At 66.1% G+C, this 12,808-nt stretch carries 9 protein-coding genes; 5 read left to right on the top strand and 4 right to left on the bottom strand.

Features of this window, described 5'->3' with window-relative positions:
• The first annotated feature begins 232 nt into the window (after positions 1–232).
• Entirely contained in the window at positions 233–1,162 is a 930-nt protein-coding gene (locus ACYJSS_RS20290) for a hypothetical protein (RefSeq protein ID WP_236205544.1), read from the top strand.
• Positions 1,163–1,267: 105 nt separating this feature from the next.
• On the opposite strand, the gene ACYJSS_RS20285 is transcribed toward ACYJSS_RS20290, so the two are convergent.
• The gene (locus ACYJSS_RS20285; RefSeq protein ID WP_111260269.1) at positions 1,268–2,041 is read right to left on the bottom strand and encodes an alpha/beta hydrolase; all 774 of its coding nucleotides are present in this window, start codon (positions 2,039–2,041) and stop codon (positions 1,268–1,270) included.
• 86 nt (positions 2,042–2,127) lie between these two features.
• On the opposite strand from ACYJSS_RS20285, the gene ACYJSS_RS20280 reads away from it, so the two are divergent.
• Both ACYJSS_RS20280 and ACYJSS_RS20275 read left to right on the top strand, forming a co-directional pair.
• Complete coding sequence (locus tag ACYJSS_RS20280) at positions 2,128–3,567, top strand: HD domain-containing phosphohydrolase (protein ID WP_111260270.1); 1,440 nt, start codon at positions 2,128–2,130, stop codon at positions 3,565–3,567.
• A 323-nt stretch (positions 3,568–3,890) separates the two neighbouring features.
• Positions 3,891–4,679 (top strand): EAL domain-containing protein, encoded by a 789-nt coding sequence (locus ACYJSS_RS20275; protein WP_111260271.1) that lies wholly within the window; start codon positions 3,891–3,893, stop codon positions 4,677–4,679.
• A 75-nt stretch (positions 4,680–4,754) separates the two neighbouring features.
• On the opposite strand, the gene ACYJSS_RS20270 is transcribed toward ACYJSS_RS20275, so the two are convergent.
• Together ACYJSS_RS20270 and ACYJSS_RS20265 are read right to left on the bottom strand one after the other, a co-directional pair.
• Positions 4,755–7,202 carry a YbcC family protein gene (locus ACYJSS_RS20270; protein WP_236207235.1) on the bottom strand — a complete coding sequence of 816 codons (2,448 nt, stop codon included), beginning with the start codon at positions 7,200–7,202 and terminating at the stop codon, positions 4,755–4,757.
• Positions 7,199–8,725, bottom strand: a complete 1,527-nt coding sequence (locus ACYJSS_RS20265; protein ID WP_236205546.1) for an NADH-quinone oxidoreductase subunit L — start codon at positions 8,723–8,725, stop codon at positions 7,199–7,201. The genes ACYJSS_RS20270 and ACYJSS_RS20265 overlap by 4 nt, the downstream gene beginning before the upstream one ends.
• A gap of 102 nt (positions 8,726–8,827) precedes the next feature.
• On the opposite strand from ACYJSS_RS20265, the gene ACYJSS_RS20260 reads away from it, so the two are divergent.
• Positions 8,828–9,718: a LysR family transcriptional regulator gene (locus ACYJSS_RS20260; protein ID WP_111260274.1), complete on the top strand. Its 891-nt coding sequence runs from the start codon at positions 8,828–8,830 to the stop codon at positions 9,716–9,718.
• Positions 9,719–9,807: 89 nt separating this feature from the next.
• Here the strand turns inward: ACYJSS_RS20260 and ACYJSS_RS20255 are convergent, their stop codons facing one another.
• Positions 9,808–11,124: a methyl-accepting chemotaxis protein gene (locus ACYJSS_RS20255; RefSeq protein ID WP_111260275.1), complete on the bottom strand. Its 1,317-nt coding sequence runs from the start codon at positions 11,122–11,124 to the stop codon at positions 9,808–9,810.
• Positions 11,125–11,563: 439 nt separating this feature from the next.
• On the opposite strand from ACYJSS_RS20255, the gene ACYJSS_RS20250 reads away from it, so the two are divergent.
• Positions 11,564–12,784 (top strand): HD-GYP domain-containing protein, encoded by a 1,221-nt coding sequence (locus tag ACYJSS_RS20250; protein WP_236205547.1) that lies wholly within the window; start codon positions 11,564–11,566, stop codon positions 12,782–12,784.
• Positions 12,785–12,808 lie beyond the last annotated feature (24 nt).

Genomic DNA, 12,808 nt, shown 5'->3' with positions numbered 1-12,808 from the left:
AGGTTCCACTGCCTCGGGAACGCCGTTCAGGGATGCGTTGCAGAAAGAGCCGAGGACGCTTCGAGTGTTGTGAAGGGCATGGGTTTGGCAAGGAGGTGCCCCTGAAAAGCTTCGCAGCGACTGCCCTTCGGAAATTCCATTTCGCGTAGACGCTGGCGCCGGTTGCTTTGCATCAAGCGCCCCACCACACTACGTCGCGCCGCTCATCCCACCGAATCCCGAAGGACCCTTCATGGACGATCTGAAACGCCAACAACTCGAAGAGCGCAAGGCCGCCTGGGCCGACATAAAATTTCGCCTGCAGTACGCCCAGTGCCGAGTTCCTCTGAAAACCTTCGAAGCCTATTTCATGAAGGGCAAAGAGCCGGTCATGCGCCCCTATGAAGAGGATCCGATGCCCCTGGTCTACCGTCTTTGGCTGGCTCAGGATCAAAGCCTTGAAGGATGGTTGAGGATTACCGAGCGCTTTCTCGCGGGCCCCAGAGCCTGGAGAACCGACGTGAGCATCGAGCCGACCGGTGATGGCGAGTCCTGGGCTGAAGCCAGCAGGGGCAATCTGGGCGGGCATGTCATCGCGAGGAGTCTTGCCGACTCGTATCAGATCCTGGTCCAGAAGGCCGGGGCCAGCCACTTCGACGGTAGCGAGCCCTTTGCCGGTTCCGATGTCGTTCCGCCGCTGGGGTTCATGGGCGGCCTTGAGAAGAAGCTCTATCACTTCCTCAGTGGGCAAACACCCGGCACTGAACACCTGCAATACGATGGCAAGAAACTATTCGATCCTCGCTTCCACTTCGGCCATATCTATTACTACGACCGTTGCAAATGGCTGGATGGCACCCTGCCTAGCAACACCTACAGCCTTTACAACTACATGGGTTCGCGCTGGTTCATGAGCATGGACGAAGCCCATATGGGCGAAATCCGGGAGCAGGAGTCGATTCAGTTCTACTTGAACTGCTTCCTGGTTCTGGTGGCGCGGTACCCGGAGTCAGGCGTCGACGCCGAGCGTGCTGCCTACTGTGCCGAGATTCGGCAGCTGCTGGACGCCGGGCCATTGCTCGAGCCGCTCGGCACGATGTGGCGCCAAGCCAGGAATGAGCGGGGGCGCATCGACCTGAACGCGTACATGGGGGAGGCGCCGTTCTACATCGCCGAATTCTAGTGGGTGGCCCCGTGTCCAGGCATACGGGTCGGGCAACCGGGCTGCGTTCCCGCAGCCCGATAGCCCCCTTCGCCCGTATGGGCGCCCAGGTTCTAGCTGCGCCGATCACTGGCCGGCGACGCTGTCCACCGCCTTGAGAATGACCGCGGCGACATCGGCCGGTTGCGACTGTTGCGGCACATGGCTGCTGTGCAGCTCGGTCAGCCGGGCGCCGATGCGCTTGGCGGACGAGCGCTGTACATCGGGGTGGATCATGCGGTCTTCGCTGGCCAGTACGTACCAGGAGGGCTTGGTCTTCCAGGCCGCGACCGTGGTCTTTTCCTCGAATGCGGAAGCGCGAATCGGCCCTTGTGTCGCGGTCATCACGGCCGTCTGCTCAGCCGGCAGGTCCTGGGCGAAGTCCTTGGCCATGCCCTCCGGCGTCAGGTAGAGAAAGCCGTTGGCATCGGGCTTGATCTGGCTGATGCCGGGCGGTGTCGGCGCGCCCTTGCCCTGTTCACCGCTGATCTGCCCGGCCTCGGGTGCGAACGCGGCCACGTATACCAGTGCGCCGACATTGTTCTGGTCACCCGCTTCGCTGATCACGGTACCGCCCCACGAGTGGCCGACCAGCACCACCTTGCCCGGCTGGTTGCGCAGTGCGCGTCGAGTGGCGGCGACGTCATCGGCCAGGGAGGTGAGGGGGTTCTGCACGACGGTCACCGCGATGCCCTTGGCCTGTAGCAGCGGAACCACCTTGGCCCAGTCCGAACCGTCGGCGAAGGCGCCGTGTACGATCACCACCGAAGGCGGGGTACTCTCGGCGTGGCTGATGCTCGCACCCAGGGTGGTGGCCAGGGCGAGGGCGAGGGTGGCGATGCGAGTGTTGATTGTTTTCATTGGGGTGGCTCCTGTGTAGGGAGCTTCAGTTTGCTGATGGGCCTGCAAGGCCGATATCGGTCATTTATCCGAGCCGGGGAGTTTTCATGGATAGCGCGCCGCGATACGAGGTTTCCCTGAACGCAGCACTGGCGGCCATCGCCCAGGTCGGTGACCTCAGCATGGGCCAGCCGCTGGGGCACTCCCTGCGCGTGGCGCGACTGGCCGGGCAGCTGGCGCAGGCGAGGCGGGCCGACCCCGGGCAGGTGAAGGTGGTCGAGCAGGTGGCCTTGCTGCGCTGGTCGGGCTGCACGGCCAACGCCGACGGGTTTGCCCACCTTCTGGGTGACGATGTGGACGGCCGCCGCGCGATGCTGGACGGCACGCTCAACGCCGACGACATGAACGCCGTGCACAAGGCGGCACCGCTCGCCGTGGTGCATTGCGAAGTGGCCAGCGAAATCGCCAGAACGCTGGAGCTGGGCGCCGCCGTGCAGACCGCGCTGAGCCGGGTCTTCGAAACCTTCGATGGCAGCGGCAGGCCGATGGGGCTGACCCATGAACACATCCCGGAGGCGGCCTACCTGGTGGTGCTTGCCGGGGACCTGGATATTCTCAGCCGCGCCCACGGCGTGGAGGCGGCGCTGACGTGGATCGGCGAGCAGGCGGACCGACGTTACCCGGCCGACCTCGCAAGCCTGCTGGTGAAAGATGCCGGGCAGTGGTTGGCCGGGCTGGACGGCGCGACCGATGAGCCGGGTGATGCCGACAGCGAACGCCCCGTGTGCCTGAGCCTGGTGGGCGACGTGATCGATCTCAAGCTGCCGTGGCTGGCAGGGCATTCGCGGCAGGTGGCGCATGTCGCCACGGAGGCCGCCCGCTTGTGGGGGGTGGCCGAGCCCGCGCGGGCGGAAATCGGCAGGGCCGCGCTTATCCATGGCCTGGGCCGGGCGGCCGTTTCCAACCACATCTGGAATACCACCGGGCCGTTGCCTTACGGCGCTGCCGAGCGTGTGCACCTGGTGCCGTACTGGACGCAAAAGGCGACCCGGTCCATCCGCGAACTGAACACGCCGGGCGAGATCGCTGCCCATGCCTACGAACGTCTCGACGGCAGCGGCTACTACCGGGGGGCACGGGCGGAAGCGCTGTGCGTCGAGAACCGCCTGCTGGCCACTGCCGTCGCGTGGGTGGCATTGCGCGGTACCAGGCCCTGGCGCGCCGCGCACGGCGAGGCCGATGCCGCCAGGCTGCTCAAGCAGGATGCCCGCCGTGGCCTGTTCGATGAGGAAGTCTGCGATGCCGTGATCGCCGCCGCCCGTGGCGAACGCACCTTCACCCAGCCTAGAGGCGCACTGCTGACTCCGCGTGAATGCCGGATTCTTCTCGAGATCAGCCAGGGCGCCAGCAACAAGGAGGTGGCGCGCAACCTGGCGATCAGCCCGAGTACCGTGCGCACGCACATGGAAAGCATCTTCCGCAAGCTGGGATGCTCCACCCGGGCGGCGGCGACGCTGAAAGGGCTGACGCTGGGGTTGATCGCCTGAAGGCCGCCGTGAGCCGGACGCCCGCGCGGGCAGGGCGATGAAGGCACTAGGCGCGCCTGCGGCCTGCGCCGGTTGGCCGGGGCGGGAATGGCTCAGCGCAAGCTCGTGCAATCCCAGATGCGGGCGCCTGGAGAGGGTGAAATAATGGGCCCTCGTTCCTGAGTGCCGATATACCGAAGCGGGCTGCGATCCGTGCCCCGAGGCAGGACGCTGTCGAGTTTTCACAATACGTAGCGGGCGTGCTGCTAACGTCTATGCGGCCTTGTCAATCTGCCCAGGCATCACGTTTGCACCTGGCGCTCGCTAAGAATGGAGGTTCCACCATGCCGCAGGATTTCGCGCGATTCGAATCGGTCGGCTGTGCGGAGTGCCGCAACCTGGAAGGGCTGGGGTTCGATTTCACGATGGCCTTCCAGCCGATAGTCAACGTCAGAACCCGCAAGGCCTTCGCTTATGAAGCCCTGGTTCGCGGCGTGAACGGCGAGTCCGCGGCAAGCATCCTGAGTCGCGTCGATGATGCCAACCGCTACCGCTTCGACCAGGCCTGCCGGGTCAAGGCCATCGAGAAGGCCACGGCGCTGGGGCTGCTGGGCATTGCGGACTGCAAGCTCAGCATCAATTTCCTGCCAAATGCCGTGTACAGGGCCGAGACCTGCATCCGAGCCACCCTGGAGGCCGCCAGGCTGTTCGAGTTCCCGCCAGAGAGGCTGATGTTCGAAGTGACCGAGGGTGAGCGTGTCGACGACCCCCTGCATCTGAAGGCGATTTTCGAGGAATACGAGCGCCGCGGCTTCACCACATCCATCGACGATTTCGGCTCGGGTTACTCGGGGTTGAACCTGCTGGCGATGTTCCAGCCGCAGGTGCTGAAGATCGATATGGCGCTCACCCGGAATATCGATCGGGACCCGGTGAGGGCCGCGATAGTCGAAGGCATCGTGCTGGTCGCCAAACGCCTGGACATAGTGGTCGTGGCCGAGGGCATCGAAACGCGCGAGGAGAGCGATGCGCTGCTCGCTCTGGGCATAGAGCTCATGCAGGGCTACCTCTTCGCCCGGCCCGAAATCGCACGACTGCCCGAGGCTGTCCTTCCGCTGCAGGCCGGGAACTAGATCGATCGCCACAGCAGCCGCCTGACGATGCGGGCGGCTCCTGCGTCGGGCGCTGCGCCGGGGTTGGCGGGTCGCTCAGGCCGTCGGTAGCGCCTGCCAGCCTTCGGACGTGCGCCGCTCCAGGCACGCGGGCTCGCCGTCGATGCGCAGCAGGTGCAGCCAGCCGTGCTGCACCAGGTCGCGCACCACCGCCTGCGTGGCGATGACCCGGTCGATCATGCCCTGCGGCGCCTCGATCACCACGTGCAGGCGCAGCGGACGATGCATCCATTGCCGGCCGTCGTGCAGCGACTGCCGGGCCAGGCCGATGCGCAGGTCGCCGCCGTTGCCCTCGAACACGCCGATATGCCCGCCGACCACGTTGTGCAGCAGCTTGTTGCCGCTGCCGAAGCGCAGGTTGTCGGTGGTCGAGGTGAAGTACTGCAGGTTGATCCAGTGCGCCACCACCATGGGCGCGGTCATGATCAGCTCCAGCATCCTGCCGTCCCCGTCCTGCCGCCAGTCATAGTCATGGAGGAAGGCGCGGCCCTGCAGGTCCACGCCACGGGTGCGCGAACGGGGCGCGGCGATGAACGCGGCATTGCCGGCCAGGCCCCACTCGGGGCGGGTCTGCGCCCAGTCACGGGCGCGCCGGCGCAGCCGTCCGAGCAGCTTGCCAGGCTGCTCGCGCAACGGGGCCAGCCCCAGTTTCATGGCCCGTTGCCGGCGTACTTCCGTGGTGGCGCTGTCCAGCGCCGCGCGCAGGCGCAGCCAGCTGGGCTGCAGCGCCGGCGCAAGCGTCTCGAGGCCGAAGACCTGCACCTCATCGGTCGTGGTGTTGTGCAGGCCGGCCAGGACATGGCAGTGCCCCGGCAGGTCGAGCCCGCGCTCGCGCAGGCCCGTCCGGACCTCGGTGTCGTTGAGCAGCGTGGCCAGCAGGCGCGCGTTGATCTCGCCGCTCTGGCCACAGCATGCGCCGCAGTCGAGCCCGGCGGCCTGGGGGTTGTTGGCACTCTGGCTGCCGTGGCCGAGCAGCACCAGTAGCGGCGGCACCGGCCCCGCGAGGCCCAGGGCTTTGAGGATGCGCTCGGCCAGCTCCACCTTCTGTTGCAGCGTCACGTCCAGCAGGCGGGGCTCCAGGCATTGCCATTCGACGCGGCGCCAGGCGCTGCGCTCCGGCTGGGCTGCGCCGCCGGCCAGGCCGTAGGTCCGCCCCAGCAGCGCTCCGGCGTAGCCCAGGCCCAGGCTCTCGACCAGGGTGAAGGTAGACGCCGGCAGCCGCTCGAACAGGCGCCAGCTCCCCTGGCGCGCCAGGCGGCCCCGGCGCTCCTGCGCCAGTTGCCGATCGCGGATGGCGTCGCCACTGCCGTCGCTGGCCTGCAGTTGTGGGGCGAGCAGGCCCGGCAGCTGCGGGCGCGTGGCATGGGTGCCCAGCGGGGTGTAGGCGATCGGCAGGCCGAAGAAACCGGCGAAGCCGCCGGTTTCCAGCTCCGGACAGGCGTGTTCGAGCGCGCGCCGCAGCGGTTCGGAGCGCACGTCGATGCAGAAGAACAGCTTGGCCACCGGCAGCTGCGGCCGTTCGGCGGGCGTGTCCCGGCACAGCGCCTGCTGCAGTCGCTCCTGCCACGCCAGTTCGTCGGCCCGCTGCCACACCTGCAGAGCCTGCCAGGTGGCCGAAGGCGGCTGCAGCAGGCGCTCCTGCCAGGCCGAACGCCAGCGCTGCCAGCGACTGTCGCCGTCACGCCGACGGTCATCCACCAGCGACTCCCAGGCCGCCCGGATGGCGAGCAGCTCGAGCATCGTCTGGTCGTCTTCGCCTTGCAGATGGGCCTGCCAGCGCCGGTAGGCGCACCAGGACGCCCATCCCAGGGAGCGCAGCAGCAGGCAGTCGAACCAGGGTGCCCAGTCGCCCGGCGTCAAGCCGAGCCGCCGCACTGCCGCCTCCAGGGCCGCCCGGGGGTGTTCCGGCAGCTCGACGATGCGCTGGTGCAGGTCGCGGCACGCGCTGAGCACGCTCAAACCCCTGTCTGCCAGCATGCTGGTGCGCCAGGCCTGGTAGAGCCCGGTTCCCTCGCCCGGGCGCCAGTCCGCCTGCTCGTGGTCGAACCAGGCGGCGCAGCATTGACCGATCTGCTGGGTGATCAGCACAGGCCAGCCCGGCAGGGGGATGCCCGGCTCGGTCAGGTCTTCCAGAAGCGGCAATCCCCGATCGGTCTCCTCGGCGGCGTCCAGTGCCTGCAGCAGCTGTGCGGCCGTTCCCGCCGCACCGTGCTCGGCCAGTGCCAGGTGCAGATGGCGCGCGGCGATACCACCGTCCCGCCACGCCTGGCGATAGTCGGCGGCGCTGAGGGTCAAGCGGATGCCGGCGCGCTGCCAGAGCTGCCTGGCGACGGTCGGCCAGTCCTGGTCCCGACGCTCCCACAGCGGGCTGACCGCGATCATCCGATCCAGCGGCCAGGTGGGTGCGATCCGGGCGCAGGCCTGGCGAGCGACCTCGTGCAGGGCGTCCGGTTCGAGGCCGGCGATGGGTTCGAGCGCGGTCATGGGCGTTCTCCATAAGGTGAGGGAAGGTGCTGCGGCGGGCGTACGGGCCACAGGCGGAAGGTCAGGCGGGTGAAATGCTCGTCCAGGTAGAAGCCGGCGAAGGCCAGGGAGTAGAGGCGTTGCGCCACGGCGCCCTGGGGGTGGGCGAGAATCACGGCCTGCAGCAGATAGAGGCCGAGGAACAGCAGCACGGCCAGCCAGCTCAGCGGCAGCGGCGCTTCGGCGAGGGGCTGCTGGAGGATCCATCCGGCTGCCTGGTGCCAGAGCAGGTAGGCGCCCAGCAGCAGGGTGAACATGGCCAGTCCATAGGGCAGCTGGCCTCGGCGCAGGCACCAGGGCGCCAGGCCGATTGCCAGGAGCGCGAGGGCCACCAGTGGCAGCGCATGGCCAGGCAGCGCCCACGTCCAGAGCACGTGCAGCAGGGCCAGCGCCGCGCCCGCCAGCAACAGGGCGAGCACCAGCCGGGCCAACCCGGGCGCGGGCGTCTGCGGATGCAGGGCATGGTGGCGGGCCTGGGCGACGGTCTCGCCGGCCGCCAGGAAGGCGTGGGCCTTGTACAGCGAGTGGGCCAGCAGGTGCACCAGGGCCAGCTCGTACAGGCCAAGGCCGCACTCCAGGAGCATCAGCCCCATCTGCGCACAGGTCGACCAGGCCAGGCGGACCTTGATGCTGATGCGGGTCATCATCACCAGGGCGGCGATCACCGCGGTGAGGCCGCCGACCAGCACCAGGAGGCTTTGCGCCGGAGTGGCTGCGGACAGCAGCGGGGCGAAGCGCAGCAACAGGAACCCGCCCAGGTTGACCAGCCCGGCATGCAGCAGCGCCGAGACCGGTGTCGGCGCCTCCATCACCTGGATCAGCCAGCCGTGGACCGGCAACTGGGCGGACTTGAGGATCACCGCCAGGGCCAGCAGCAGGGCTGCAAGTTGCAGATCCCAGCCGGGCTGGCCGCTGGCCTGCAGGCGTGCGTCGACCATCTGCAGGATGGCGGCGATCTGGCTGTCACCACTGGCGCGCACCAGCAGCACCGTGGCCAGCAGCATGCAGGCATCGGCCAGTCGGCTGGCCAGGAACTTCTTGTGAGCCACCACGACGGCCTGCGGGCGGTCGCGGTAGAAGGTGAGCAGCTGGTGCAGGCACAGGCTGGACAGGATCCAGGCCCCGACCAGCAGGAACAGGTCGGTGCTGGTCACCACCGTCGCCACGGCAGCCAGGGTGCCAAGCAGGGCCAGCACATAACGGCGTTGCCCCGGCTCGCCGTCCAGGTAGCGGTGCGAATAGTCGGTGATCACCATGGCCAGCAGGCCGACCAGGCCGGCCATCGCAAGACCCAGCCTGTCGTTGTCTCGCCCGTCCAGGGCGGCCTGCAGCCAGGCGCCAGCGACCAGGGTGAGCCCCAGGTAGCCCGCTGCGCGGGCCGGCCACCAGACCCTGCGTGGCGAGCCGATGCAGGCGGCCGGCAGCAGGGCCAGGGCGTAGACCCAGGGCAACAGCTGGGCCAGGGAAAGAGACAGGGTGGGCATGGTGCACGCTCCGCAAACACTGGATGGCGCCAGTGTCGGAGAGTGCTTGAACTATTAAAAATAGATTGATAAGAACTGATCGTTCACTTTAGAAGAACGAAAATGCGCCGACTGAATTTCCATCACCTGCATTACTTCTGGGCCGTGGCCAAGGAAGGCAACCTGACCCGGGCCGCCGACGCGCTGCACGTATCGCAATCGGCCCTCTCCACGCAGATCCGTGTGCTGGAAGACCAGCTCGGCCATGTGCTGTTCATCCGCTCCGGCCGCAGCCTGCGGCTTACCGAGGCGGGCCAGTTGGTGCTGGATTACGCCGATACCATCTTCGCCCTCGGCAGCGAGCTGCAGACCACCCTGCAGAACACCCGGCAGGCCAGCCAGACGTTGCGCATCGGTGCTGTCGCCACCTTGTCGCGGAACTTCCAGGAAAACCTGCTGCGCCCCTTCCTCGGCCGCGAAGGCCTGCGCATCACGCTGGAGTCGGGCAGCGTGGACGAGCTGCTGGAGCGCCTGGCCCTGCACAAGCTGGATGTGGTGCTGACCAACAAGGCGGTCAGTGCCGATAGCCAGCGCACCTGGCAGTGCCGCCTGCTCGATCGCCAGGCCGTGTGCCTGATCGGCCCGCCGCGCGGGGATGTCCACCCCTTCGACCTGCGCCGCGACCTGCAGCAGGCCCGCCTGATCGTGCCCGGCCGCAGCAGCGATGTGCGCAGCCAGTTCGAGGTCTACTGCAACAGCCACGGCGTGCAGCCGGACATCTGCGCGGAGGTCGACGACATGGCCATGCTGCGCCTGCTGGCGCGGGATTCCGGCGACATTGCGTTGCTGCCTGCCGTGGTGGTGCAGGACGAACTGCGCAGCGGCGCACTGGAGCTGTACGCCGAAGTCCCCGACATCGCCGAACGCTTCTACGCCGTCACCCTGCAGCGCCAGTTCAACCTCAATATCCTCGACGAGATGTTCGGCGAGCCGAGGGCACGCGACGTGAAATGAGGGCGCGGGCGGCGCGCACGGGCAGGGGCGGGGTGGGGCGCATCTGGCCGGAGGCGGGCCGTTGCCGCGCGGGGGCCAGGGTCCCAGGCCTAGTTCTGAACCGTCTCCCGTAGCTGGCCGACCGCGCTCACCACCCGCTGCGCCTCTGCGCGGATCTCCAGCATGACCTCTCCGGCCTCTCCTGCCAGGGCGACACCCTTCCTCACTTTTTCCTGGCTGCCCTGCATGCTCGTCACGACGCTCTGGGTCAGGTTCTGGTTCAGCTGCACCACCTCGTTGATTTCCAGGGTCGCCTGGCTGGTCCGCGACGCCAGGTTGCGAACCTCATCCGCCACCACCGCGAAACCTCGGCCGAGTTCACCGGCTCTCGCCGCCTCGATCGCGGCATTGAGGGCGAGCAGGTTGGTCTGGTCGGCGATGCCCCTGATGACCTGGACGATGCTGCCGATGCGTTCCGACTGGGTGCTGAGTGCGCTGATCTGCTCGGAGACCTGGTCCAGTTCCTCGGATATCCCGCGAACCACCTGCATGGTCTCATCCACCGTCGCAGCCCCCCTTACCGAGCCCTCGTCCGTTTCCTGGGCGATCTCATAGGCCAGTTGCGCTGCGGCCGACTCGGCGTTCCGGCGCTCGACCTGCGCGGTGATGTCGCTGGCGAACTTGACGATTCCATAGAGTTTGCCGGCCGCATCATAAAGCGGGTTATAGGTGGCTCTGAGCCATACGACGCGGCCATTTTTGGCCACGCGCTTGAAGACTTCGTGGATGTATTCGCCCTGATTCAAGCGTTGCCAGAAACGGCGATAGCCGTCGCTGTTGACCTCGGCAGGCTCGCAAAACATGCGGTGGTGCTTGCCACGGATTTCTTCTGCCCGATACCCCATGGTGGCCAGGAAGTTTTCGTTTGCTTCCAGCACTTCCCCGTTCAGGTTGAACTCGATCACGGCCATCGAGCGGTCGAGGGCGGTGAGCATGCTGATCTGCTTGTTCTCCGCCTGGATCTGCCGGGTGATGTCGGCTGCGACCTTGATGACGCTCACCACCTGGCCCTCGCCGTTGTGGACGGGCATGTAGGTGGCTTCGAGCCAGATCTCGCGGCCGTCCTTGGTCAGCCGCATGAAACGGTCGCTGAAGCTCTCGCCTTTCGCGAGTCGGCTCCAGAACTGGCGGTACTCCGGGCTGTTCACCAGGCTCGCAGGGCAAAACAGCCGGTGGTGCTGGCCTACCACTTCTTCGAGGCGATAACCCACGACGTTCAGGAACGCCTGGTTCGCGTCCAGGATCTCGCCGGCCGGTGTGAAGTCGATCATCGCCATGCTGCTGCGTATCGCCGCCAGTTTCTGGTCGATGTTCTGGAAGCGATTCTTGTAGGCCTGCAATTCAGCGCGAAGGTGTGAACCGAACATGGTGACCTCGATGCAACGGTTGAGGGGCGAAGGACTATTCTTCGCAGGATATCGTCCGAGGGCCATCAAGGGTGAGGCCCGTGATGAAAATCGCGCCGTGGAGGCAGCCCGGGCAGTCGGGGGCCGATGAGTGCCGGGGGAACCTGTGAGTGGCTGCAGGGGGCCCAGAAGCGACCCGTCGTTTCACCTCGTCCAGGTTGGCCATGGTCCGCTGCTGGTTCGCGTCCGGTGTTGGATGGCCCGCCCTGGCTGGCCGCCTGCATCCACTCTTTGCGGTGCCTCTGCGCGGATCTCGGGCTTTTTTTGGGCTCGATGAAGTCCCGTGCCCCTCGCTGACACTTATCTGGTGAAGTCGCGCCATAGCCAAAAATAATTGGCTCTGAGCGGCTTGTTTGATGGCTAATTGATATTGCTCATTGCAGTCTTTGGAGTGCCCCTCATGGCTGATAGCGCGACGAACGACCGCATAAAAGTCGAAGTCGCACAGCTGACTATCGGCATGTATGTGGCGGAGCTGGATCGCCCCTGGACGGATACCAATTTTCTATTTCAAGGGTTTCGAATCCGTCAGCAACAGGAAATCCGCTTGTTGCAGGAGGTTTGCGATTACGTCTGGGTCGACGCCCGGCGTTCGCTGGGTGTGCATGGCCAGCTCGCGGAGAACCTTGCAGCTCCCCTCTCGCCCACCATCGGCAAGGTCGACTTTTCCCAGGAACTGGAGCGCGCCTCGCCCGTTTGGGATGCGGCGCGCGAGGAGTCGTTACGTATCCTCAATGCAGTGAAACTGGGGGCGGAGCTGGATGTCGTCGCAGTCAAGGCTGTGATCAAGGAATGCGTAGAAAGTATTCTGCGAAATCCTGCAGCGATGCTGTGGCTGGCGCGTATCAAGAACAGCGACGATTACACGGCCGAGCATTCGCTGAGAGTTTCCATCCTGTCGATCGCATTGGGGCGTGAACTTGGTATGCCGGCCTACCAGCTCGAGCAGATCGGTGTTTGCGGCATGCTCCATGACGTGGGCAAGTTGAAGGTGCCGAACGAAATACTCAACAAGCCTGGGGCGCTGACCGCCGAAGAGCTGCGGATCATGCAGAGCCATGCGTCCGAAGGACGGAAGCTCCTGATGAGCAATCAGCAGATCACCCCTGCGACCGTCGATGTCGCCTACTCGCACCATGAGCGGATGGACGGAAAAGGCTACCCGCGTGGACTGGATGCCGCCAGGATTCCCTACTTCGCCAAGATCGTCGCGGTGGCCGACAGCTACGACGCCATCAACAGTGATCGTGTCTACAGCAAGGGCAAATCCAGCCTGGAAACACTGCGCATCCTGCTCGAGGCGGCCAACAGCCATTTCGATGAAGCGATTGTCGGGTGTTTCATACGCATGGTCGGCATCTACCCCCCCGGGGAGATTGCCGAGCTAAGCACCGGGGAGGTTGGCATCATCATCGGCTGCGCCGCAGGCAACAAGCTCAAGCCAAGGGTTCTGATCGTCCGCAACGCTGAGAAAGAGCCCTGCAAGGAAAGAATACTGGACCTCGCCGATGTCGCGGTCGGCAGGGCCTGTCGAGTGCGGGAAGTGCATAGCAGCGGGGCCTTCGGCATCGATATCGGGGCGTATCGACGCAAGGGGCTACTGGTTCCGGGGAATCTCTGAGGCCCTGAGCTGCCACAGGGGCGG

This window comes from Pseudomonas sp. No.21, assembly GCF_054558415.1.
The sequence above is the reverse complement of the archived record's forward strand: the minus strand, read 5'-3'. Positions and strand labels throughout refer to the sequence as shown.

Excerpts from the sequence above, each read along its gene's own strand:
- ACYJSS_RS20290 (WP_236205544.1), top strand. The coding sequence starts at position 233 with ATGGACGATCTGAAACGCCAACAACTCGAAGAGCGCAAGGCCGCCTGG.
- ACYJSS_RS20285 (WP_111260269.1), bottom strand. The coding sequence starts at position 2,041 with ATGAAAACAATCAACACTCGCATCGCCACCCTCGCCCTCGCCCTGGCC.
- ACYJSS_RS20280 (WP_111260270.1), top strand. The coding sequence starts at position 2,128 with ATGGATAGCGCGCCGCGATACGAGGTTTCCCTGAACGCAGCACTGGCG.
- ACYJSS_RS20275 (WP_111260271.1), top strand. The coding sequence starts at position 3,891 with ATGCCGCAGGATTTCGCGCGATTCGAATCGGTCGGCTGTGCGGAGTGC.
- ACYJSS_RS20270 (WP_236207235.1), bottom strand. The coding sequence starts at position 7,202 with ATGACCGCGCTCGAACCCATCGCCGGCCTCGAACCGGACGCCCTGCAC.
- ACYJSS_RS20265 (WP_236205546.1), bottom strand. The coding sequence starts at position 8,725 with ATGCCCACCCTGTCTCTTTCCCTGGCCCAGCTGTTGCCCTGGGTCTAC.
- ACYJSS_RS20260 (WP_111260274.1), top strand. The coding sequence starts at position 8,828 with ATGCGCCGACTGAATTTCCATCACCTGCATTACTTCTGGGCCGTGGCC.
- ACYJSS_RS20255 (WP_111260275.1), bottom strand. The coding sequence starts at position 11,124 with ATGTTCGGTTCACACCTTCGCGCTGAATTGCAGGCCTACAAGAATCGC.
- ACYJSS_RS20250 (WP_236205547.1), top strand. The coding sequence starts at position 11,564 with ATGGCTGATAGCGCGACGAACGACCGCATAAAAGTCGAAGTCGCACAG.